The sequence below is a fragment of the Micromonospora sp. AMSO31t genome (genome assembly GCF_008868175.1).
In the GTDB taxonomy this organism is placed as follows: Bacteria; Actinomycetota; Actinomycetes; order Mycobacteriales; family Micromonosporaceae; genus Micromonospora.
Genome location: NZ_WBKT01000090.1, coordinates 1 through 22,199, shown reverse-complemented (window position 1 = coordinate 22,199; position 22,199 = coordinate 1). Strand labels below are relative to the sequence as shown.

Below are 22,199 nucleotides of genomic sequence, written 5' to 3'. Positions count from 1 at the left end.
CGCGGATCCGCGCCCGTCAACTCCCTCGGGGCGGTAGTGTGAATCTTCCCTCCCCACGACCCCCTCCTCCCCCGCTCAAAAGCGCCTTGGGTGACACTACTTCGGTCCGAACACTATGCGGCGGCCGGAGCCGGCGGGGAGCGTTCACCCCGTCCGGTGGGCGGCGCCACTGGTTTCCGTCAGCCAGCGTGGGCAAACGAGGGAGCGTGGAAGATGGATTTCGACGTCACGGTTGAGATCCCCAAGGGTCACCGCAACAAGTACGAGGTGGACCACGCGACCGGCCGGATCCGGCTGGACCGCACCCTCTTCACCTCCACGCAGTACCCGGCCGACTACGGCTTCATCGAGGGCACCCTGGGCGAGGACGGCGACCCGCTGGACGCGCTCGTGCTGGTCCCCGAGCCCACCTTCCCCGGCTGCCTGATCCGCTGCCGCACCATCGGCATGTTCCGGATGACCGACGAGAAGGGCGGCGACGACAAGGTCCTCTGCGTGCCCTACGAGGACCCGCGCCAGGAGCACCTGCGGGACATCCACCACCTGGGCGAGTTCGACCGCCTGGAGATCCAGCACTTCTTCGAGGTCTACAAGGACCTGGAGCCGGGCAAGTCGGTCGAGGGCGCGACCTGGGTGGGTCGCACCGAGGCCGAGGCCGAGATCGTGGCCTCGTACCAGCGCGCCAAGGAGGCCGCCGAGCGCGGCGAGACCCTGCACTGACCTGATCCGCGCCGACGGGCCCGGGCCGCTCCACCGAGCGACCCGGGCCCGCGCGCGTCGGGTCAGCCGAGCAGCCCACGGGCCCGGTCGTAGAGGTCGAGCACCGCGCAGGCCACCGGGACCACGGCGACCACCAGCGCGGTGTCGGTCAGGTCGGCCAGCCGGCCGAGGTACGGGGAGACCGGCCGCCGGGCGTACGTGGCGCCGGCCGCGACGGCGACCAGGGCCAGGACCAGCCCGCCGACGCTCAGCGCCAGCCGGCCGGCCGGACCGGCCCGGTCGGCGAGCACCGCCCCCACCAAGGTCACCGTCGACTCGTCCCTGTTCAGCGGCCCGGTGTACGAGCCCGGCTGGGACCCCGACATCCCCACCGGCGGGTTCGGCGCGGCGATCACCGCGCTGATGACCGACGGCGCGCGCCGGGACGCGGCGGAGGCCCGCCGCACCGCCGAGGCCACCAACCACGCGGCCGAGCGGGTGCCCCAGCCGGACCTGACGGCCGGACGGCAGTTCGCCAAGCTGCTCGGGCTGACCGGCGCCGCCGCCGAGGTGAAGCGGGGTACCGCGCCCGCCGCCTCCGGCGCGACGGCGACCGACACGCCGGCTCCCGGGGCCGAGCTGGGCAAGGTGCAGTCGCTGCCGATGGTCCGCCTGGTCGACATCATGATCAGCGACAGCGACAACGTGATCGCCGAGGCCATGGCCCGCCAGGTCGCGCTCGCCAAGGGCAAGCCCGGCTCGTTCGCCGGCGGCGCGGCCGCCACCGACCAGGTCCTCGGGGAGCTGGGGCTGCCGGCCGACGAGATCAGCCTGGCCGACGGCAGCGGGCTGTCCCGCACCAACCGGATCAGCCCGTCGCTGCTGACCGACCTGGTCACGCTCGCCGGCAACGGCAGCCATCCCGACCTGGCCGCGATCTTCGGCGGCCTGCCGGTGGGCGGCTGGTCCGGCACCCTGGACGAGCGCTACCAGGCGGCGGTGACGAAGGCCGGCGCGGGCGTGGTCCGGGCGAAGACCGGGACGCTCAGCGGGGTGAACGCCATCGCCGGGCTGGTCACCACCTCCGACGGCCGGCTGCTCACCTTCGCCGTCCTCACCGACCGCACGCCGGACACCCTCGACGAGACCCGGCAGGCCCTCGACCGGATCTCCTCCGCGCTGGCCGGCTGCGGCTGCCGCTGACCGGCCCGCCCGGCGCGAGCGGCGTCGATCGGCGCTCGTGAGCCCGGGTGGGGGTGTCGCGGCGCGGGTACGGTGGGTTCATGGCGCAGTTCGTGGACTGGGATCTGGCCGCCGCGACCGCGGGGGCGCTGGGCAAGTCAGGCCCCCGGGTGTCGTACGCCGAGGCCACCGACGTGGTGGGCGAGCTGCGCCGGCTGACCGAGGAGGCCGCCGGCCACGTGGCCGACTACACCGGCCTGCGCTCCCAGGTCAGCCACCCGCCGGTCCGCGTGGTCGACCGCCGGGACTGGGCGGCCGCCAACATCGCCGGCCTCCGCGAGGTGATCACCCCGCTGGTGGGCCGGCTCTCCGGCGACAAGCGCCCCGGCCCGCTCACCGAGGCGATCGGTTCCCGGCTCACCGGGGTGCAGGCCGGCACCGTGCTGGCGTACCTGTCCGGCCGGGTGCTCGGCCAGTACGAGGTCTTCGCCGGTGACCCCGGCCAGCTGCTGCTGGTCGCCCCGAACATCGTCGAGGTGGAACGGAAGCTGGGGGCCGACCCCCGGGACTTCCGGCTCTGGGTCTGCCTGCACGAGGTGACCCACCGGACCCAGTTCACCGCCGTGCCGTGGATGCGGGCGTACTTCCTCAGTGAGGTGCAGGCGTTCGTGGACGCGTCCCAGGGCGGCGAGCACCTCCTGGAGCGACTGCGCCGCGCCGTGGCCACGCTCCCCGACGCGGTGAAGGACCCGGACAGCCGGGCCAGCGTGCTGGACATCGTGCAGACCCCCGCGCAGCGGGCCGTGCTGGACCGGCTCACCGCGCTCATGACCCTGCTGGAGGGGCACGCCGAGTTCGTCATGGACGGCGTCGGCCCGCAGGTCATCCCGAGCGTCGAGTCGATCCGGGCGGCGTTCAACCGCCGCCGCGAGTCCGGCAACCCCCTGGAGAAGGCGATCCGCCGGATCCTCGGCATCGAGGTCAAGATGCGCCAGTACGCCGAGGGCCGCAAGTTCGTGCACGGGGTGGTGGACCGGGTCGGCATGGCCGGCTTCAACAAGATCTTCTCCTCGCCGCTGACGCTGCCCCGGCTCGACGAGCTGGGCGACCCGGACGCCTGGGTGGCCCGGGTGCACGGCGGGGCGGCGACCATTCCCCCCACCGCCGGCTGAGTTGGTGAGCGCGAGGAGCGAGCCGGGTTCGCGAGCACCGCAGTCGCGAACGAGGGCGGGCACCTCGCTCGCTCCGCCGGTCGCTGGCGTCCGGCTCGCCGTGCGCCGGGCGCTGACCGGGCTGTCCGGCGCCGGGCCGGTGCTGGTGGCCTGCTCCGGCGGCGCCGACTCGCTGGCCCTGGCCGCCGCCACCGCCTTCGTGGCGCCCCGCCTCGGCCGTCGGGCCGGCCTGGTGACCGTCGACCACGGCCTGCAACCCGGCTCGGCCGGGCGCGCCGAACGGGTGGCCGGCTGGGCTCGCGAGGCCGGCTTCGACCCCGTCGAGGTGGTTACGGTGAGCGTGACCGGCCGGCCCGGCGGTCCGGAGGCGGCCGCCCGCGAGGCCCGGTACGACGCCCTGCTGGCCACCGCCCGCCGGCACGGCGCGGCCGGGGTGCTGCTCGGGCACACCCGCGACGACCAGGCCGAGACCGTGCTGCTCGCGCTGGCCCGGGGCGCCGGTCCGCGCGGCCTGTCCGGCATGCCGCCCCGCCGCGAGTGGGACGGCGTGCCGCTGCTGCGCCCGCTGCTCGACGTCCCCCGCGCCGACACCCGCGGGGCGTGCGCCGCGCTCGGGCTCGCGCCGTGGGAGGACCCGCACAACGCCGACCCCGCGTACGCCCGCTCGCGGGTCCGCGCCGACGTGCTGCCCGCGCTGGTCCGGGCGCTCGGCCCCGGGGTGGTGGACAACCTGGCCCGGACCGCCCGCCTGCTGGCCGCCGACACCGCGGCCCTGGACGACCTCGCCGCGGCCGCGCTCGCCGAGGTCCGGGCGGCCGAGGCCGGGCTCTCGGTCGACGGACTGGCCGCGCTGCCCCCGGCCGTACGCACCCGGGTGCTGCACGCCTGGGCCCGGGAGCTGGGCGCCACCCCGGCTGCCCTGTCGCACCGGCACGTGGCGGCGCTGGACGCCCTCGTCACGGACTGGCACGGGCAGGGCGCGGTCCACCTGCCCGGCGGCCTCCCCGTCCGTCGCCACGCCGGCCGCCTCATCACCTGACCCCGCCCGGTGGCCCCCGGGTGTCCGCCACCAGTTCGCCGAGGTGGCGGCATCCGACAGCACGGGATGCCGCCACGTCGCCGAGCCGGCGGAAGGGGGAGCGCCGAGGGGTCGCTGGGAGCCGCCGGAGGCGGTAGACAGGGCTCATGGCGTACCCCCGACAGCCGTTGCTGGCCCCCCACGGTGCCGTCGCGACCAGCCAGCCGCTCGCGGCGGCCGCGGGCCTGGCCGTGCTGCGGTGCGGCGGCAACGCCGTCGACGCGGCGCTGGCCACCGCGATCACCCTGACCGTGGTCCAGCCGCCGTCGAACGACATCGGCGGCGACCTGTTCGCGATCGTGTGGGACGGCGAGCGGCTGCACGGGTTGAACGCCTCCGGCCGTTCCCCGGCGGCGCTCACCCGCGAGCTGGTGCTGGCCGCGACGGGCGGGCGCGGTGCGGCGCCGGTCGACGCGCTCGGCGGGGCGCAGGGCGAGGGGCCGGCCGTGCCGGCCCGGGGCTGGCTCCCGGTGACCGTGCCGGGCGCGCCGGCCGGCTGGCGCGACCTGCACGAGCGGTTCGGCTCGCTGCCCTTCGCCGAGCTGTTCGCCGACGCCATCGGCTACGCCGAGCACGGCTACCCGGTGGCCCCCGGCACGGCCGCGGCCTGGGCGCGCGGGGTCGCCGCGCACGACGCGCTGACCGGGGCGGAGCACGACGAGTTCCGGCGGGTGTTCACGGTGGACGGGCGCGCACCGGGGCCGGGCGAGTGGTGGCGCAACCCCGACGCCGCCGGCACGCTGCGGCGGATCGCGGAGAGCGGGGCGGCGGACTTCTACCGGGGGCGGATCGCGGCGGCGATCGACGGCTACGCGGCCCGGACGGGCGGGTTCCTGACCGGCGACGACCTGGCCGGGCACGCCTCGACCTGGGTCGACCCGGTCGCGGTGCGCTACCGGGGGCACGAGGTGTGGGAGCTGCCGCCCAACGGGCAGGGGATCGCCGCGCTGCTGGCGCTCCAGGTGCTCGACGGGGTCGACCTGGCCGCGCTGTCACCCGAGGAACGGCTGCACTGGCAGATCGAGGCGATGAAGCTCGGCTTCGCCGACGCGCACGCCCACGTGGCCGACCCGGAGCGGGCCGAGGTGCCGACGGGGGCGCTGCTCGACCCGGGCTATGCGGCGACCCGCCGGGCCCTGGTCACCGGGCGCGCGGGCGAGCCGGTGGCCGGCGAGCCGGAGCGCGGCGGCACCGTCTACCTCTGCACGGCCGACGCCGGCGGCATGATGGTCAGCCTCATCCAGTCGACCTATCTGGCGTTCGGCTCGCACGTGGTGGTCCCCGGGCACGGTTTCGCGTTGCAGAACCGCGGCCTCGGCTTCCGCCTCAACCCCGACCACCCCAACGTGGTGGGGCCGGCGAAGCGGCCGTTCCACACGATCATCCCGGGCTTCCTGACCCGGGACGGGGCGCCCGTCGGCCCGTTCGGGGTGATGGGCGGGCACATGCAGCCGCAGGGGCACGTGCAGCTCGTCTCGGCCACCGTCGACGCCGGGCGCAACCCGCAGGCGGCCCTGGACACCCCGCGCTGGTACTGGCACGCCGGGCGGACGCTGCTGGTCGAGCCGGATCTCGACCCCGAGGTCGTCGCGGGGCTGCGGTCGCGGGGGCACGAGATCACCGTCGCGGCCGAGCCGTCGGTCTTCGGGTACGGGCAGGCGATCTGGCGGGCGCCCGGCGGCGGCTACGTGGCCGGGTCGGAGTCCCGGGTCGACGGCGCGATGCTGGGCTGGTGATCAGGCGTCGACCCGCTCCCGGAACGTGGTCCGGTAGGCGAGCGGGGTGGTGCCGACCCGGCGCGTGAAGTGGTGCCGCAGCGCCGCCGCGTCGCCGAAGCCGGCCTGGTCGGCGACGCTCTCCACGCTCAGCCGGGTCTCCTCCAGCAGCCGCCGCGCGAGCAGCACCCGCTGGTTGGTGAGCCAGTCGTGCGGCGTCGTGCCGGTCTCGGCCCGGAAGCGGCGGGCGAACGTGCGCGGCGCCATGCCGGCCCGGGCGGCCAGCTCGTCCACGGTCACCGTCCGGTCCAGGTGCCCCATGAGCCACTCCAGCACCGGCTCCAGGGTGGGCGCCTCGGGCGCCTTCGGGATGGGCGCCTCGACGTACTGGGCCTGGCCGCCGTCGCGGTGCGGCGGGACGACCATCCGGCGGGCCAGCCGCGTGGCCGTCGCCGAGCCGTGCGCCTGGCGAACCAGGTGCAGGCAGGCGTCGATGCCGGCGGCGGTGCCGGCGCTCGTGAGCAGCCGCCCGTCCTGCACGTAGAGCGAGTTGCAGTGCACCCGGGCCGCCGGGAACCGCTCCTGCAGGTCGTCGACGTGCCGCCAGTGGGTCGTGCAGTCGCGCCCGTCGAGCAGCCCCGCCTCACCGAGCACGAACGCCCCGGAGCAGACGCTGAGCAGCCAGGCGCCCCGGTCGGCGGCCCGGCGCAGCGCGGCCAGCACCGGCGCGGGGACCGGCGTCATCCCGTCGCCGTGGGCGGGCACGGCCACCAGGTCGGCGTCCTCGATCGCGGTCAGGTCGGCGGTCGGGGTGAGCCGGAAGCCGGACCGGGTGCGGACCGGCCCGCCGTCCACGGTGCAGACGTCGAACCGGTAGCCGGGGAAGCCGTCGGCGGTGCGGTCGGTGCCGAACACCTCGGCGACGACGCCGAGCTCGAACGCGGCGACCTCTTCGAGGGCGATGACGGCGACGGATCGAAGCATGTGACGAGGGTAACCCGATGGGTGGCAGGAAATCGAGGCCCACTGGCATTTCTGCCACTGTCCGATGGGGGCGGCGGCCCGCAGAATCAATGGTGTCCGGTGCGCACCGGCGGCGAAAACCACCTCAACCACGCGAAAGCGAGCGCCGCCATGACCGTTCTGCTGCTCCTGCTCTTCCTGCTCCTCCTCGTGGGCGCCAGCGCCTTCGGGCTGACCGCGGACACCCGGGACTCGGCCGACTGGAAGCCGACCGACGACGGTCGGCGCTGGCGCTCCCGCACCTGCTGAGGTGATTTGCCCCGTCCGCGCCGTTAATCCTCGGCGGGACCGCGCCAAAAGGGGCGGCCCCGCCGACGGAGGCCATCCGGCGTACGGCAGGCTAGGAGCATGGCTGACGGCTCCTGGTACGACGCCGACATCGACCACGTGATCATTTCCGAGGCGCAGATCCGCGAGAAGACCGCGGAACTGGCCAAGCAGGTCTCGGCGGACTACGCCCACGTCGAGAACGGTCTCCTGCTCGTCTGCGTGCTCAAGGGCGCGGTCATGTTCATGGCCGACTTCGCCCGCGCGCTGGGCCGCCAGGGCCCGCCCGCCGAGCTGGACTTCATGGCCATCTCCTCGTACGGCCAGGGCACCACCTCCTCCGGCGTGGTGCGGATCCTCAAGGACCTGGATCGGGACATCGCCGGCCGGCACGTGGTCGTCGTCGAGGACATCGTCGACTCCGGTCTGACCCTCTCCTGGCTGCTGCGCTACCTGGAGTCGCGCTCCGCGGCCAGCGTCGAGGTGGTCGCCCTGTTCCGCAAGCCGGACGCGGTAAAGGTGCCGGTCCCGGTGAAGTACGTCGGCTTCGACATCCCGACCGAGTTCGTGGTCGGCTACGGCCTCGACTTCGGCGAGCGCTACCGCGAGGTGCCCTACGTCGGAGTGCTCAAGCCCGAGGTCTACGCCCGCGCCTGACCCCGGCGCCCGGCCGGTCGTCAGCCGACGTTCAGCGGGCTCTCAGCCTTCCGGTCTACGGTAGAGGCCGGTGACGTGGAGGCACCCTCCACGCCCGACCTCTCGAACCGCGTGACCGGGCGGTCGGGTGGCCGGGTGGGGAGCTCCCCGCCACGCCGGCTCAAACCCGGGTTCGCCGTACGCGTAAGTGCCGGGCTCGCAAGCTCACATCTGGCGCGAACGGTGTACCGTCGAATGACCGCGGCGCGGCAGTTGTGGCGCTTCGGGGTCGGGGCCGGCCCGCACGGCGGCTGCGGCCGCCGCCCGAGGCGGCGACACCATTCAGACGGTCAGGACGTCGATCAGGAGGATGCGGGCGCCTCGGTGCCCGACAACAGCATGGAACGTACGCGTTTCTTCCGCCGACCGGTGGTCTGGATCATCCTGGTCATCCTCGGCGCCGTTGTGCTCAGTCAACTCTTCACGGCTGGCCCGAGCTACCACCGCGTGGACACGTCGGTGGCGCTCGACCAGCTCCACACCGCAAAGATCAACAAGGCGGTCTTCCAGGACAAGGAGCAGACGCTCCAGCTCGACCTGGCCCAGAAGACGAAGTTCGGCGACACCACGACCGACCGGATCGAGGCGCAGTTCCCCTACGAGGTGGGCGGCCAGGTCTGGAACGAGGTGCTGGACGCCAAGGCGGCCAACCGGGTCACCGGCCCGGCCGACACCAAGGTCTCCTCGGACAGCATCTGGGTGAGCCTGCTCGTCAACCTCCTGCCCATCGCGCTGCTCGTGCTCCTGCTGCTGTTCTTCATGTCGCAGATGCAGGGCGGCGGCTCGCGGGTGCTCAACTTCGGCAAGTCCAAGGCGAAGATGATCACCAAGGACACGCCGAAGACGACCTTCGCGGACGTGGCCGGGGCCGACGAGGCCGTCGAGGAACTGCACGAGATCAAGGACTTCCTGCAGAACCCGGCGAAGTACCAGGCCCTGGGCGCCAAGATCCCGAAGGGCGTGCTGCTCTTCGGCCCGCCCGGCACCGGCAAGACCCTGCTCGCCCGCGCGGTCGCCGGTGAGGCCGGCGTGCCGTTCTACTCCATCTCCGGCTCGGACTTCGTGGAGATGTTCGTCGGTGTCGGCGCCAGCCGGGTCCGCGACCTCTTCGAGCAGGCCAAGTCGAACGCGCCGGCGATCGTCTTCGTCGACGAGATCGACGCGGTCGGCCGGCACCGCGGCGCCGGCATGGGCGGCGGCCACGACGAGCGGGAGCAGACCCTCAACCAGTTGCTGGTCGAGATGGACGGCTTCGACACCAAGGGCGGGGTCATCCTGATCGCCGCCACCAACCGGCCGGACATCCTCGACCCGGCGCTGCTGCGCCCGGGCCGGTTCGACCGGCAGATCCCGGTCGACGCCCCCGACATGGAGGGCCGCAAGGCCATCCTGCGGGTGCACGCCAAGGGCAAGCCGTTCACGCCCGACGTCGACCTCGACTCGGTCGCCCGGCGCACCCCCGGCTTCAGCGGCGCCGACCTGGCCAACGTGATCAACGAGTCCGCGCTGCTCACCGCCCGCAAGGACCAGCGGGCGATCACCAACGACTCCCTGGAGGAGTCGATCGACCGGGTGATCGCCGGTCCGCAGCGCCGGACCCGGGTGATGAGCGACCAGGAGAAGAAGATCACCGCGTACCACGAGGGTGGGCACGCGCTGGTCGCCTGGGCGCTGCCGCACGCCGCGCCGGTGCACAAGGTGACCATCCTGTCCCGGGGCCGGTCGCTGGGCCACACCCTGGTCCTGCCGACGGAGGACAAGTACACCCAGACCCGGGCCGAGATGATCGACACGCTGGCGTACGCGCTGGGTGGCCGGGCCGCCGAGGAGCTGGTCTTCCACGAGCCCACCACCGGCGCCGGCAACGACATCGAGAAGGCCACCCAGCTGGCCCGCGCGATGATCACCCAGTACGGCATGAGCTCCAAGCTCGGCGCGATCAAGTACGGCACCAGCGGGGACGAGCCGTTCCTCGGCCGCAACATGGGCCACGAGCGGGACTACTCGGACGCGGTGGCCGCCGAGATCGACGGCGAGATGCGGGCGCTGATCGAGCTGGCCCACGACGAGGCCTGGGAGATCCTGGTGGAATACCGGGACGTTCTGGACAACATCGTGCTCGAGCTGATGGAGAAGGAGACTCTCTCCACGGCCGACATGGCCCGGATCTGCGCCCGGGTGGCGAAGCGCCCGCCGATGGCCCCCTACCACGGCTTCGGCAAGCGTCAGCCCTCCACCGAGCCGCCCGTGCTCACGCCCGCCGAGAAGGAGACCCTCAAGGCGCAGGCCCAGGCCGACGGCGCCTCGGTCGGCGGGTCTTCCTCGAACAACTCGGACGGTACCCACTGACCACCGACCCGACGGCCAGCTCCCGCAAGCGGGAGCTGGCCGTCTCCGCGACCGAGCCCGACGGGGACGACGCGCTCGACTACGTCGCCGCGCGCCTGATCAGCGGCAAGCTGACCGGGCGGCCGGTGGAGGAGAGCGTCGACCTGGCCCGCATCGAGAAGGCGGTCCGGGAGATCCTCGTCGCGGTCGGTGAGGACCCGGACCGGGACGGCCTCCAGCAGACGCCGGCCCGGGTGGCCCGCGCCTACGCGGAACTCTTCGCGGGCCTGCGGGTGGACCCGGCGCAGGTGCTCAGCACCACCTTCGAGGCCAACCACGAGGAACTGGTGCTCGTCCGGGACATCGACGTGATGAGCCTCTGCGAGCACCACCTGCTCCCGTTCCGGGGCAGCGCGCACATCGGCTACATCCCGGGGCCGGACGGCCGGATCACCGGCCTGTCCAAGCTGGCCCGGCTCGTCGAGGTGTTCGCCCGGCGCCCGCAGGTGCAGGAGCGGCTCACCTCCCAGATCGCCGACCTGCTCATGGACAAGCTGGCCCCGCGCGGCGTCGTGGTGGTGCTCGAGTGCGAGCACATGTGCATGGCGATGCGCGGCATCCAGAAGTCCGGCGCCAAGACGATCACCTCGGCGGTCCGGGGCAGCCTCCAGCACGACGCCAAGTCGCGCGCCGAGGCGATGGCCCTGATCATCCCGCGCTGACCGGACCACCACCGGGCCCTTCCCCCACGGGAGGGGCCCGGTGTCGTATCCGGCCTCAGCCGGCCAGCATGGCCAGCAGCAGGCCGGCCGTGGTCAGCACCGCCGGGACCAGACAGACCAGCGCGCCGAAGCGGGGCGTCCGGTCCACCCGGTCGGCCGGGCGGGGCCGGAACAGCCGCCCCACCGCGAGCCAGCCCAGCATGAACGCGACCGCCGGCAGCGGCAGCCCCACCACCAGCGCGACCACCGTCACCGGGCCCGTGCCGGTGGCGAGGAGGAGCGTGAGCTGGATGAGCGGCACCACCAGCGCCAACGGCCCGTAGACCAGCAGGTTGCGGGGATACGCGGGCCAGCGGGCCAGCCGGGGCAGGCCCCGCGCGGCCAGGCTGTCGTCCGCCGCGTCCGCCCAGCCCCGGGCGTTCCGCAGGGCGGCCAGCACGGCCGCCGGACCGGCCGCCATCGACCGGGCCGCCTCGGACACCTCCGGCGGCGTCGGCACGAGCGAGATCGCCGGGACGCCCAGCTCCCGCAGCCGGGACTGCTGCGGGGCCAGCCGCTCGCGCACCGCGGTCAGCTCCTCCCGGGCGGCCGCCACCGACCGGGCCTGCTCGCCGGCGGCCGTCGCCGCCGCCCGGCGTACGCCGTCGAGCTGCCGGGCGGCAGCCACGTAGTCCGCCCAGGCCGCGCCGGCCGGATCCAGGTCGACCGTCGGGCCCCCGGACCGGGGCGCGGGCACCGCCGTGCCGGTCTCACTCATGCGGCCACCTCCCCGAACGGCACCAGCACCGTGCCCTGCTCGCCGGGGCCGTCCCAGAGCACCGCCCGGCCCGGCCGGGGCCGCCAGAGCACCGGCCGGTCGAAGAGCTGCTCCAGCCGGCCGCCGGGCACGTCGGTGACCACCACGGCGGTCAGCTTGTCCACCTCGCCCTCCGGGCCGAGCAGCCCGGCCAGCGGTGCCACCGTGCGCCACCAGCCCAGCAGGTGCCGGCCCGCCGGCGGACCCTCCAGCAGCAGCGCGCGGAGCAGCTCGGGCGGCAGCTCGGTCGCGTCCGGCACGTCCAGCCCGAACACCACCAGGTAACCCGGCTCGTCCGCCGCCATGGCCGCCCGCAGCCCGGCCACGTCGACGGTCTCCACCCGGTGCCGGCCGGCCAGCTCGGCGGCGAGCACACCCGCCAGCTCGGCCGACCCGTTGGCCAGCGGCGCCAGCACGAACCGCGCCGCGCCGGGGTGGGCCGCCGCCGCGCTGCGCGCCGCCGTGACCAGCAGCCGCTCGGCCTCCTCGTCCCGGCCCAGCACCGCCAGGTTCCGGCCGGCGGCCGCCCCGAGCGGCACGGCCACCGTGGAGCGCCGGACATCCACCGCCCGGCCGAGCAGTGCGGCCGGCGCGTGTGCCCGGCCGGCCAGCGCGGCCCGGTGCCGGGGATCGTTGGCGAGCACGGGGCGGGCGAAGCCGGCGAACACCACCGGTGGGATGGCCCCCTCGGCCCGGGCCGACCAGAGCCGGTGCCGCAGGTCCGCGAGGACCGCCGGGTCCTCGTGCGGATCGGGGAACCGGATCATCCGCTCGTGGCCCCGGGTCGCGCCCCGCGGGCCGCCCAGCCCGCCGGCGGTGTTCACCACGGCGCTGCCCACCGGCAGGCCGGCGGCCGCGTCGTTGGTCGGCTCCAGGACGGCCGAACCGCCGGGCAGCGCCACCCGGACCGGGAACTGGCCGAGCAGCGGGTCGCGGGGGCCGCCGATGCCGAGGTCGCCCTCGCCGGCCAGGACCAGGTGGATCCCGTACGACCGGGCGGCGCGGGCCAGCCCGTCGAGCCGGGCCAGCAGGTCGGCGGCGAGCCGGTCCCGCTCGCGCAGCAGCAGCGGGAAGTTGTCGATCACACAGACGATCCGGGGCAGCGACTGGTGCTGGCGCAGCTCGGCGTAGCGCTGCCCACCGGCCCGCCGAGCCGCCTCCTCCCGGCGGTGCAGCTCGGCCTCCAACTCGCCGAGCAGGTCCGCCACGTACTCCCGGTCGGCGGCCATCCCGGCCGCCCGAACCTGCGGCACCCAGGACCGGTCCCGCTCGGTCTGGAGGAACTCCACGAAGGACTCGCCGTCATTGAGGTCGGCCAGGTAGAGGACCAGCTCGTCGGGGCCGTAGCGGGCGGCCAGGCCGAAGAGCGCGTCGGTGAGGAACGCCGACCGCCCGGCCTGCGATCGGCCACTGACCAGCCAGTGCGGGGTCAACTCGGTGAAGCCCAGGCTGACCGGGCGCCCCGCGGCGTCACCGACCGTCGTGCTGAGCCCGTCGACCGAACCCTCCGCCCAGAGGTCGCCCTCCGGCAGCAGGTCGGTGAGGGCCAGGCGGGAGCCGTCCTCGATCTGCCGGGCCAGCCGCCGGCACACCCCGGTGACCAGCTCACCGGGCGGATCCTCGTCGAGGAAGACCGGGCAGTTCAACCCGCCCGGCGACTCCGCACCGGGGCTGCTGAACCCGGCCGCGGGCGGGTCGCCCACCAGCGCGTACGCGGTGCGCACCGCGAGCGGGGTGGCCTGCGGCAGCGGCACCCCGGCGGGCCAGCCGGCCACCACCAGGTGCAGCCCGGCCCGGGGACCCTGGGCGGCCAGGTCGGCGAGCCGGTCGAGATCGGACGGCGTGGCCCCGTCGGGCAGGGCGGCCACCATGAGCAGCAGCGTGCGGTCGTGCCCGCGCTGGCGGGCCGTGCCGGCGGCCACCCACTGCTCGGCCTCGGCCAGCACCGCCCGGAGCCCGGTGAGGTCGGTGGCGGGTGGCGGCAGCAGGCCCGCGTCGGCCAGCGCCACGTAACCGGCGAAGGCGCTGCCCGGCCCGCCGTCGACCGCGCGGGCCAGCAGGGCGCCGGCCGGGCTGGCCGCGAACAGCCGCAGCAGCAGGGCCCGGAGCAGCCCGGCCACCCGCGGGTCGCCGGCGTCGGCGTCGATGCTCAGGTGTCCACTGCCGAGCAGCGGCACCAGCGCGGGGAACCGGGCGTCGTCCAGCGGCGCGGCGGCACCGAGCCGGACGAAGGCGGGCGGACCGTCCCCGGGCGGGGTCGTCGGGGCCAGCGTCTCCAGCGGGTCGCCGGCCCAACCCGGCGCGGCGACCGCCGCCGCGGCACGGAGCCGCTCGGCCAGCTCGTACTGCCGGTGGTGGTCGGCGGGGGCGGGCCGGATCTCGTCGAGGATCCCGGCCGCCGCGGTCGCGGTGGCCTCGGCCCTGCGGTGCAGCGCGGCGGCCCGGCCGGCGCGCGCCTTCGGACTCGCCACCCGTCCACCTCTCTTCCCGAGGCCGACATCTCCTCCCCGATGGTGACGGTATCCCAGCCGGCGGCCGTCCTCCGGGATGTCGGTCGGCGCGGTGCCCGGCTCCGCGGTGAGCAGCCTCACCCGCCGGCGGTTCGCCACGGCCGTCCTCCGGACGGGCCGCCGTCCGGCGGCGCGGAGGCCGGATCATCGCCGCAGATCCGCCTGTTCTGAGGCATTGGGTACGCGGGGCGCAGCCGATAGCCTCAGGAGGTGGAATCAGTGCAGCCCCCCGCCGGTTCCCAGGTCTCCCGGGTACCGGCGCAGCGGACCCCGCCCGAGCAGTCGGCGCCGCCCGCGCCCGCTCCGGCGCCGGTACGCCCGAAGCGGCGGCTGCGGACCGTGCTCGCCGTGGTCGCCGGGGTGCTGGCACTTGTCTGTGCCGGCGGCGGCATCGTCGGATTCGTGCTCTACGACCGCGCCACTGCGCCGGATCGCAGCGCACCGGACGTGGTGGTGGCCAATTACATCCAGGCTTTCTTGATCGATCGCGACGACACGAAGGCGCAGGAGTATGCCTGCACGTCCGGCGCTGATCTCGACGCAGTCCGGGCTCTTCGGGCTGAGTTGGAGCAGCGTGAGGCCAACTTCGATGTTGTCATCAAAGTGAGTTGGGGCCCGCTCGCCCGCGCGAAGGAGGGGAAAGGCGAGTCGGTGACGACGACTCTGGCGATCTCAAGCTCGTCGAACGGACAGCCGCGAAGCAGCCGGCGAGAGGTCTGGCGATTCGATGTTGTGAATAACGACGGCTGGCGAGTCTGTGGAGGCAGCAAGATCGGTTGAGTGACGGTCATTCCAGCCAGAGCAGGTGTACCGGCACCTCCAAGGTGGTCGGTGCCTGGCCGCGCCAGGCCCAGCGGTACCACTCCAGCTCCGGGGCCACCCGGACGCAGATGTCCCCGTCCGTGCCGGAGTACGTCTCGGTGACCGCGCGCAGGTCGCGCTGCTCGGTCGACCCGGCCACGTGCACGACGCGCCGGCCCGTGACGGCGTCGGCCTCGAAAACCGGAGTCGGGGGGCGCCGGGTGGGCGCGTCGAGCGAGACGAGCCGGATGCCGGACTCGGGCGGCCCGGAGGGCGGTCGTCGCTCGCCCACGGTCTCCACCCAGACCCGCTCGACCGGGACCAGCGGCGCGAAGACCTCGACCTGCTCGGACTCGGCGCGGTACCACTCGTGCTCCGGGATGACCGGCACGTAGGTCCGGCTGCCCTGCACCACCCGTTCGTCGGCGCGCAGGTCGCCGCGCCAACCGAGGCCGGGAAGGCCGACCAGCACGCGGCGGCCGCGCAGCTCGATCCGGCCGGTGGCCGGCACGATCTCGACCGGGCGGGGCGGCTGCGGGGCCCAGTCGGGCCGGTCCGCGAAGGGGTCGGGTAGCGGGTTGCTCATGTGCGGGCGCGCCTCACGCGGTCCCGTCCACCGGGGCGCCCCGCTGGCGCATGAACGGCACCGGGTTGATCGCACCCCGGCTGGACCGGTCGCTGTCCACATGCACCTCGAAGTGCAGGTGCGGGCCGGAGGAGTTGCCGCTGGTGCCGGAGAGGCCGATCACCTCGCCGGCCTCCACAAACTGGCCCGGGACCACCCGGGGGCGCTCGATCATGTGGCAGTAGCGGGTGATGTAGCCGCCCGCGTGCAGGATGTCCACGAACCAGCCGCAGCCGCCCTTGCCCGGCCAGCCGTCCCGGTCGCAGTCGCGCTTCCCGGAGTGGTCGGGGTCGCAGCGGGCCACGAGCACGCGGCCCGTGGAGGCGGCGTGGATCGGGGTGCGCTTGTCCGCGGCGAGGTCGACCCCGTTGTGGCTGGGCCGCTCCGTGGTGCGGAACGCGGAGACCACGCCGCCGGGGAGCGGGGCGGTCCAGCCGGAGGCGGCGATCCGGGCCCCGGCGGCGGCGTCGCAGACCGCCTTGCCGGCGATCTCGACGGTCCGGGCCGCCCCACCGGCGAGCGCGTCCACGATCCGGCCGGCCAGGTCCTCGTGCTTGGCGTAGGCGTCCGGGAAGGCGCTGACCTGCACCCGCTGCGCCACCACGGTCAGCGGCCGGTCCTGCCAGTTTGGCACCTTGACCATCTTCTCGTAGAACTTCCGGGCCGTGTACGAGGGCGTCATCCGCTGCTCGACGCTGCCCCACCCGGGCCGCTGCTGGAACAGGCCCAGCGAGTCGTGGTCGGCGCCGACGCCCTCGTGCGGCAGGGCCAGCGACGCCGGCACCTTGCGGTTGGCGAGGTTGCGCAGCCCGGACTCCTGCATGGCGGTGGCCAGCGCGATCACCCAGCCGCGGGCGGGCACCTTCATGTCCTGGCCGACCTTGATGATGACGGCGGCGTTGCGGAGCTGGCCCTCGCCGTAATCGGTGAAACGCGGCATGTCCCCGGTGAGGTTGACCTGGTAGGCCGGGTCGCAGTTGAGGCCGGCGAGCACACCGTCCTTCTGGTCGCCGCCCAGTTCGGTGAGGAGGAACGCGCCCGCGCCGCCGACGCAGCAGAGCAGGGTGAGCACCGTGGTGACCGCGGTGAGCAGCACGCCGACCCGCAGCTTGCGACGGACCGGCGCGGTGGCGGCGGAGACGGCGTTCACTGCCGCTCCCAGTCGACCGCGTCCACCAGCCACCGGCCGTCGGTGGCCACCAGTTCGAGCCGGAGCCGGCCGTCGTCGAGGGGGACCAGCGCCTCCACGAAGGACTCCGTCCGGGGCCGGAGAGTCACGGCACCGGCCACCCGGCCGGCGGGCACGCTCTCCGGATCGGCGCCGGTCAGCTTCTCGACGAGGGCGGGCGTGGAGAGCGGCCGCAGGCGCGACTGCCACGCCTCGCCACTGCTGCCCGGGCCGGTCAGCCACGCCGTGGTGAACCGGCTCGCGGTCTGCTCCGGGGTGGCCTCGCCCGGCCGGGTCTTCGGCGAGACCGCCGCCGGCGGGCTCGACAGCACCCCGTCGTCACCGGCGTGCGGGTCCACCGTGCTGATCGGCTGGCTCGGGCGGGTGCTCAGACCGAGGGTCGAGTCGGCCGGGCCGGAGACCAGCCGGGCGGCGCCGATCACGCCGAAGACCAGGACGGCGATCACCAGCGCGACGCCGAGCCGGGACCGCAGTATCCGGGTGACGAGGAATTCCAGCCCACGCCGCACCGGTCTCACCGTGCCTCGGAGCGGATCCGCGGCGGCTTCGGCGCCGGGGTGCGCTCGGTTGAGTCCGGCCGGTAGACCGCGAAGGAGGGCGCCTCCTCGGGCACGTCCGGTCCGGTCCAGCCCGCCGGTGCGCGGCGCTGCCGGGGTGCGGCCGTGCGGCCGGACCCGCGCTCGGCCGCCGGGGCGTCCTCGGGCCGGCTCCTTCCGTCGGGCCGTTCCCGTTCGACCACCGTGACGGTGTGCGCCGGGTCCTCGTGCCGGGCCTCCGGTCGCAGGCTGCGCTGGTCGGCCGTCACGGCGCGCCGCCGGCCCATCGCCGGCTCGGCGGTGCCACCGGGCTCGGCCACGTCGAGGCGGGCCGCGATGCGCATGTCCCGGAAGAACCGCCGGTGCCAGGAGCCGGCGGAGCTGACCGCCTCGCTGCTGTCCTTGCCGCCGAGCTGCGTGATCCGCCGGTACGGGCGGAGCAGCAGCCAGCCCACCACGCCGCAGAGCCAGACCAGGACCACCTGGAGCCAGCCGGGCAGGGTCGGTGTGTTCATGATCAGATCCACGGCGAACAGGTAGATGGCCGCCCCGGTGCCGAAGATGGCGATGTTGAACACCGCGGCGACCACGGCGTTGGCCAGCCGCCGCAGGCCGGCGCTCGCGGGACGCATCAGCCCGACCGTGCCCAGGATCGGCGCGGCGATCACCGCCCATCGGAAGATCAGGAAGCCGAGCAGCACCAGCACCGAGGCGGTCAGGTCGAACATCGCGAACAGCAGCGAGGCCAGCACCGCGATGAACCCGGCCCCGATGCGGTCCATGTCCCGGACGCCCTGGAGGTACTCGTACGCCTCCGGGTCCTCCGACTTGATCTGCTCGGCCACCCGGGCCCACTGCTGCTGCTTGGCCTTGATGACCACGTCACGGGTTGCAGGGTTCGCGCGGATCGATTCGGCCTCGTCCCAGGTCAGCGACTTGGCGTCATAGAGCGCAAGACCGTACTTCTTGGCGGTCTCGCTGTCGGCGGAGCCGAGCACGCCGCGCAACCAGTTGCGGTAGAGCATGGTCTCGGTCGCCGTGTCGCTGGCCCGCACTGCCGGGGGCCGGTGATCCTTGCACGCCGCGGGGTTCGGATCATCGCACTGGCCCGGTGGCGTGTCCTTGGACGCCGGGCCGACGGCATCGTGCACCACCCCGAGGGTGGTGATCAGGGTGCTGTCGGCGATGTTCGCCGACTTGACCGGCCAGGCGGCCAGCGCGGTCACCGCCACCATCACCAGGATCGCCCAGCCGGCCGTGGTCATGGCGTTGCTCATGTCCGACTGGCGTGAGCGCCAGAGCAGGTAGAGGCCGACCACGCAGAGGGTGATGATGCCGAAGACGCTGAACACCTTCTGGTAGACGGCCTTGGTGGCCTGCTCCACCAGCGGGTCGGCCCAGCGCCACATCGTCCGGGGGTCCCAGGCGCGCTCGCGCAGCGCGTTCGACGCCCCGATGATCGCGTTGGCGAACATGAACTCGCCGTTCGCGACCATGGTGGTGAACCGGTAGTCGGGATGCAGCACCGAGGAGGCGCAGCCGCCGTCGACGTCGTACGTCGTGTAGCTGTAGCCGGCGTACCCGTAGTCGCTGTAGAGGCCCTTGGGGCCGGGCAGCTTGGCGGAGTCGGGACGGGAGGCGAACCAGCCGGCCAGGCCGGAGTCCGGTGCCCCGGGCACCGGCGCGTTGCGGCACTCGACCTGGTCCTCGCTCACCGCCTTGAGCTTGGCGACGCAGGCGCGGAAGTCGGCCTGCCACTGCTTGGTGCTGCACAGCTCGGCGCGGGCCTGGGCGGCCGGCTCGGCGGCGTACGCGGGTGTCGCCCCGACCAGCGGCCAGCCGATGGTGGCCCCGGCCAGCAGGCCGAGCGCGAGGAGGAGCGCCGCGATCCGTGCCCGGGCCCTCGCCATGTCACGCCTCCAGATCAGCCAGGACGGTCGGCAGCTGCCCCGCGGCCTGGGCGACCGCGGCGGGGGTGGTGTCCAGGTGGTCCAGCAGCCCGTCAACGTACGACACGTCGACCCGGACCTTCTGCACGCGACCGTCGACGTCGCGCATGACGAACTCACGGAAGCCGAGCCGGGCGGCCGAGCCGCTGTCAGCCTGCGACAGCGAGGCGAGGGTGGCCTCGTAGCCGTCGTTGACCGGCACCCGGAGCAGCCGCAGCGCCTCGGAGGCGATCTCCGTGTCCTCGGCGATGCGGCCGACGAAGACCGTGGAGACCAGGTTCTGCACGTCGAGCCCGAGGATGTCCTTCGGGTTCTGCGAGGCGACCAGCGCGGCGAGGTTCCACTTGCGGGAGTCGCGGGCCAGGCGGACCAGGAACGACCGGCCGGAGCGCCAGCCCTCCATGAAGTGCGCCTCGTCCAGGCCGACCAGCTTGCGGGAGGACATCGAGCCGCCGTAGCAGCGGCGGACGGCCAGCCGGTGCGCGGTGTGCAGCATCGGCAGGGCCAGCGCCTCCTCAGCCGACCAGTACTCCCGCTCGATCTTGAGGTCGGGCAGCCGGAGACCGGCCATGGTGATCACGGTGAGCGCCGCGTCGGCGCCGAGCAGGCCCTCCGGGGGCCGGCCGAAGAAGAGCATGGCCAGCGGCATCTCGGCGGTGTCGAGGAGCAGGTTGGCCAGCTCCCGGCCGGCGTCGTCGTCCAGCCCCTGCAGGCAGGCGACCACGTCGTCCAGCGTGGACGCCTCTTCGGCGGGCACCTGGCGCACGGCGTGCCGGAACAGGGTGGCCGTGGACGCCTCCCGGGCCACCTGCGGCGGCACCAGCATCATGCAGATGTCCTGCACGAGCATCCGGCGCTCGGCGCGGGCGTTGGAGACCGCGATCTCGAACTCCCGGTCGCCGGCCGCCCCGGCGCTGAACTCACTGCGCAGCGGCGTGGGGATCAGCGCGTACGGCGCCAGGGTGCCCTGCTCGGAGCCGGTGAGGTTGAGCACCCGCGAGTACGGCGCCAGCTCGGGCATGGCGCAGAGCCGGGCCAGCGGGCCGGACGGGTCGAGCAGGGTCACCTGCACGCCGCGCCGGGCGGCCAGGTAGCCGAGCGCGCCGAGCAGGGTGGACTTGCCACCGCCCGGCTCGGCGACGAAGACGGCGAGGCCGGAGCGTTCGCGGACCTCCATGGGGAAGTGCAGGTCGAGGAAGACCGGGCGGCGGCAGGTGCCGGCGGTCCTGCCGATCAGGTCGCCGCGGCGGTCACCGACCGTGGAGGCGGCCTGGGGCAGGGCGGCGGCGAGCAGGTTGACCGGCATCCGCCGGACGTAGCCGGTGTTGGCGATCGGCTCGCCGGGGATGAACTCGCGGGCCAGCCAGTCCTGGTTCTTCGGGTGCTGGAGCGAGATGCGCAGCTCGCGGGAGTAGAGCTGGATGAGCCGGCGGGCCCGCTCCAGGCACTCCTCGCGGGTCCGGCCGCCGACCGCGATCCGGTGCCAGCCGTGCGCGCGGGCCGAGTCGACCGGCAGGCCGGTGGTCATCTCGTCGCCGATCACCAGTGCCCGCTTGGCCAGCCGCTCCAGCTCGGGCGGGGCGTCGATGCCGTGCTCGGCATAGTCGAGCTGCTGGGAGCGGATCATCCGGAGCCGGTGTTCGAGGTTCCGGAAGGAGTCGCCGGGGCCGAGGATGTCGACCCGGGTGGAGAGCTCCATGGGCCACGGCAGCCGCTCGTGGAAGTGCAGCCAGGGTTCGTGCCGCTCGGGGATCTCCAGTGGTTCCATCCGGCCGACCGCGAGCACGGCCACGTGCCGCTCCTCGCCGGTCATCCGGTTGACGAGCTTCACCGTCGAGCCGTATGGGGTGCGGTAGCGCTCGACCTGCTCGGTGAGGGCCAGCAGGTCGCCGCGTTCCCACCGCCCGTTGGTGATCGGGGACAGCACGCCGGGAGGCGCCATGCAGAGCGCCACCGAGCGGTAGAGCAGCCACTCCAGCTCCTGCGCGGTGACCCGGCGGCCGCGCATGCCGAACGCGCCGAGCACCTCGTCGAACTGTTCGACGGTGCGGCCCAGCCGGCGCCGCTCGCCGTCGGCGGTGCCCCGGCCGAAGGTGCGCAGCAGCCGCTCGGTGAGCGAGTCGCCGAGCGACCGGCGGGCGAAGGTGACGCCCAGGTAGGTCTGCCCCTCGGCTTGGTTGACCGCCATGAGGTGCCGCTGCGCCGCGACCAGGTGGTCGGCCCAGCCGGTGGTGCCGGGCACGTCGGGCAGCGGCGCGGCGGTGTGCGCGTCGATGGTGCGGGCCCACTCGTCGGCCGGGAACGGCCGGGTGGTGCGGCGCAGGTGCAGCCGGAAGCCGGCCAGGCCGGCGTACTGCTCGGAGATCGCCGAGAGCAGCGCCTCGCGCTCGGCGTCCGGGCGGAACGCCCAGCGCACCTCGGGCAGCCAGTACCAGGCGGTGACCGTGTTGGGGGTGAAGGTGAGGTGGCCGGCGATCTCGGTGATGGCCAGCTCGACCGAGGGGTCCCGGTCACCGAACTTGATCTTCGGGGCCCGGACCCGGACCGGCTTGCTGGGCTTCCCGGCGCGCTCCGGGGACCGCTGCCGAGGCGGGGCCACCTCCCGGTTGGGCGGCGGGGCCACCTCGCGGGTGGCGGCGGTGGTCATCTCGCGCCTGTCGGCACGGGCCGGCTCGGCCGTCCGCCGGTCGGTCCGGCGGGCGGGGCGCTCGACCGGGCTGCCGGGCTCGGTCGACTCCGGCTCGGCGGTGGGCCGGAGCACCGGGAGCCGGTCACCGACCTGCTGCGGCACCCGGGTGCGGGGGGGCGGCTCAAGAGCCGGCGGTTCGGAGGCCGCGTGCGACGCGGGCCGGGCCGCATCGAGGGCCTCGCGCGGCCGGCCCACGGGGCGGACGCCGGACGCGCCCTCCCG

At 74.4% G+C, this 22,199-nt stretch carries 17 protein-coding genes and 2 pseudogenes; 10 read left to right on the top strand and 9 right to left on the bottom strand.

Going from position 1 to position 22,199, the window contains the following annotated elements:
- Window positions 1–213 precede the first annotated feature (213 nt).
- Window positions 214–720 carry an inorganic diphosphatase gene (locus F8274_RS19790; protein ID WP_091266984.1) on the top strand — a complete coding sequence of 169 codons (507 nt, stop codon included), beginning with the start codon at window positions 214–216 and terminating at the stop codon, window positions 718–720.
- 62 nt (window positions 721–782) lie between these two features.
- Here the strand turns inward: F8274_RS19790 and F8274_RS19785 are convergent.
- Window positions 783–1,022 (bottom strand): annotated as a pseudogene (locus tag F8274_RS19785) (type VII secretion integral membrane protein EccD); the annotation flags it as partial.
- Between F8274_RS19785 and dacB the strand changes: the two are divergent.
- The 4 genes and pseudogenes from dacB to F8274_RS19765 form a co-directional block, all read left to right on the top strand.
- Window positions 1,009–1,902, top strand: a pseudogene (gene dacB, locus F8274_RS19780) (D-alanyl-D-alanine carboxypeptidase/D-alanyl-D-alanine-endopeptidase); the annotation flags it as partial. The pseudogenes F8274_RS19785 and dacB sit on opposite strands and share 14 nt — an antisense overlap.
- Window positions 1,903–1,982: 80 nt before the next feature.
- Window positions 1,983–3,053 (top strand): zinc-dependent metalloprotease, encoded by a 1,071-nt coding sequence (locus F8274_RS19775; protein WP_151463858.1) that lies wholly within the window; start codon window positions 1,983–1,985, stop codon window positions 3,051–3,053.
- Window positions 3,054–3,057: 4 nt separating this feature from the next.
- On the top strand, window positions 3,058–4,092 hold the full coding sequence (gene tilS / locus F8274_RS19770) for a tRNA lysidine(34) synthetase TilS (protein WP_151463857.1): 1,035 nt from the start codon (window positions 3,058–3,060) through the stop codon (window positions 4,090–4,092).
- Window positions 4,093–4,238: 146 nt separating this feature from the next.
- The gene (locus tag F8274_RS19765; protein ID WP_151463856.1) at window positions 4,239–5,867 is read left to right on the top strand and encodes a gamma-glutamyltransferase family protein; all 1,629 of its coding nucleotides are present in this window, start codon (window positions 4,239–4,241) and stop codon (window positions 5,865–5,867) included.
- On the opposite strand, the gene F8274_RS19760 is transcribed toward F8274_RS19765, so the two are convergent.
- Complete coding sequence (locus F8274_RS19760; RefSeq protein ID WP_151463855.1) at window positions 5,868–6,830, bottom strand: GlxA family transcriptional regulator; 963 nt, start codon at window positions 6,828–6,830, stop codon at window positions 5,868–5,870.
- A gap of 150 nt (window positions 6,831–6,980) precedes the next feature.
- Here F8274_RS19760 and F8274_RS31300 point away from each other — a divergent pair, with 150 nt between their 5' ends.
- The 4 genes from F8274_RS31300 (at window position 6,981) to folE (ending at window position 10,882) form a co-directional block, all read left to right on the top strand.
- Window positions 6,981–7,118 (top strand): hypothetical protein, encoded by a 138-nt coding sequence (locus F8274_RS31300; protein ID WP_192579893.1) that lies wholly within the window; start codon window positions 6,981–6,983, stop codon window positions 7,116–7,118.
- 99 nt (window positions 7,119–7,217) lie between these two features.
- Window positions 7,218–7,793 (top strand): hypoxanthine phosphoribosyltransferase, encoded by a 576-nt coding sequence (gene hpt, locus F8274_RS19755; protein ID WP_151463854.1) that lies wholly within the window; start codon window positions 7,218–7,220, stop codon window positions 7,791–7,793.
- A 378-nt stretch (window positions 7,794–8,171) separates the two neighbouring features.
- Window positions 8,172–10,181: an ATP-dependent zinc metalloprotease FtsH gene (gene ftsH, locus F8274_RS19750; RefSeq protein ID WP_151463853.1), complete on the top strand. Its 2,010-nt coding sequence runs from the start codon at window positions 8,172–8,174 to the stop codon at window positions 10,179–10,181.
- A gap of 35 nt (window positions 10,182–10,216) precedes the next feature.
- On the top strand, window positions 10,217–10,882 hold the full coding sequence (gene folE, locus F8274_RS19745) for a GTP cyclohydrolase I FolE (protein ID WP_151463852.1): 666 nt from the start codon (window positions 10,217–10,219) through the stop codon (window positions 10,880–10,882).
- A 55-nt stretch (window positions 10,883–10,937) separates the two neighbouring features.
- On the opposite strand, the gene F8274_RS19740 is transcribed toward folE, so the two are convergent.
- Together F8274_RS19740 and F8274_RS19735 are read right to left on the bottom strand one after the other, a co-directional pair.
- A complete protein-coding gene (locus F8274_RS19740) occupies window positions 10,938–11,639 on the bottom strand; it encodes a hypothetical protein (protein WP_151463851.1) in 702 nt (233 codons plus the stop codon).
- Window positions 11,636–14,149, bottom strand: coding sequence for an FtsK/SpoIIIE domain-containing protein (locus tag F8274_RS19735; protein ID WP_151463850.1), 2,514 nt, complete (start codon window positions 14,147–14,149; stop codon window positions 11,636–11,638). Before F8274_RS19735 ends, F8274_RS19740 begins: the two co-directional genes overlap by 4 nt.
- A gap of 258 nt (window positions 14,150–14,407) precedes the next feature.
- On the opposite strand from F8274_RS19735, the gene F8274_RS19730 reads away from it, so the two are divergent.
- Window positions 14,408–14,968 (top strand): hypothetical protein, encoded by a 561-nt coding sequence (locus F8274_RS19730; protein WP_151463859.1) that lies wholly within the window; start codon window positions 14,408–14,410, stop codon window positions 14,966–14,968.
- A gap of 7 nt (window positions 14,969–14,975) precedes the next feature.
- Here F8274_RS19730 and F8274_RS19725 read toward each other — a convergent pair whose 3' ends face one another.
- From F8274_RS19725 to F8274_RS19705, 5 genes are all read right to left on the bottom strand, one after another.
- Window positions 14,976–15,575, bottom strand: coding sequence for a hypothetical protein (locus F8274_RS19725; protein ID WP_151463849.1), 600 nt, complete (start codon window positions 15,573–15,575; stop codon window positions 14,976–14,978).
- 13 nt (window positions 15,576–15,588) lie between these two features.
- The gene (locus F8274_RS19720) at window positions 15,589–16,764 is read right to left on the bottom strand and encodes a M23 family metallopeptidase (RefSeq protein ID WP_151463848.1); all 1,176 of its coding nucleotides are present in this window, start codon (window positions 16,762–16,764) and stop codon (window positions 15,589–15,591) included.
- Window positions 16,761–17,321 (bottom strand): hypothetical protein, encoded by a 561-nt coding sequence (locus F8274_RS19715; RefSeq protein ID WP_151463847.1) that lies wholly within the window; start codon window positions 17,319–17,321, stop codon window positions 16,761–16,763. The genes F8274_RS19720 and F8274_RS19715 overlap by 4 nt, the downstream gene beginning before the upstream one ends.
- On the bottom strand, window positions 17,318–19,249 hold the full coding sequence (locus F8274_RS19710) for an MFS transporter (RefSeq protein ID WP_151463846.1): 1,932 nt from the start codon (window positions 19,247–19,249) through the stop codon (window positions 17,318–17,320). The genes F8274_RS19715 and F8274_RS19710 overlap by 4 nt, the downstream gene beginning before the upstream one ends.
- Before the next feature lies 1 nt (window position 19,250).
- Window positions 19,251–22,199: ATP-binding protein (locus tag F8274_RS19705; protein ID WP_225853871.1), on the bottom strand; the 2,949-nt coding region annotated here is incomplete at its 5' end.

Coding starts and splice junctions, on each gene's coding strand:
- F8274_RS19790 (WP_091266984.1), top strand. CDS start 214: ATGGATTTCGACGTCACGGTTGAGATCCCCAAGGGTCACCGCAACAAG.
- F8274_RS19775 (WP_151463858.1), top strand. CDS start 1,983: ATGGCGCAGTTCGTGGACTGGGATCTGGCCGCCGCGACCGCGGGGGCG.
- F8274_RS19765 (WP_151463856.1), top strand. CDS start 4,239: ATGGCGTACCCCCGACAGCCGTTGCTGGCCCCCCACGGTGCCGTCGCG.
- F8274_RS19760 (WP_151463855.1), bottom strand. CDS start 6,830: ATGCTTCGATCCGTCGCCGTCATCGCCCTCGAAGAGGTCGCCGCGTTC.
- F8274_RS31300 (WP_192579893.1), top strand. CDS start 6,981: ATGACCGTTCTGCTGCTCCTGCTCTTCCTGCTCCTCCTCGTGGGCGCC.
- hpt (WP_151463854.1), top strand. CDS start 7,218: ATGGCTGACGGCTCCTGGTACGACGCCGACATCGACCACGTGATCATT.
- ftsH (WP_151463853.1), top strand. CDS start 8,172: ATGGAACGTACGCGTTTCTTCCGCCGACCGGTGGTCTGGATCATCCTG.
- F8274_RS19740 (WP_151463851.1), bottom strand. CDS start 11,639: ATGAGTGAGACCGGCACGGCGGTGCCCGCGCCCCGGTCCGGGGGCCCG.
- F8274_RS19725 (WP_151463849.1), bottom strand. CDS start 15,575: ATGAGCAACCCGCTACCCGACCCCTTCGCGGACCGGCCCGACTGGGCC.
- F8274_RS19710 (WP_151463846.1), bottom strand. CDS start 19,249: ATGGCGAGGGCCCGGGCACGGATCGCGGCGCTCCTCCTCGCGCTCGGC.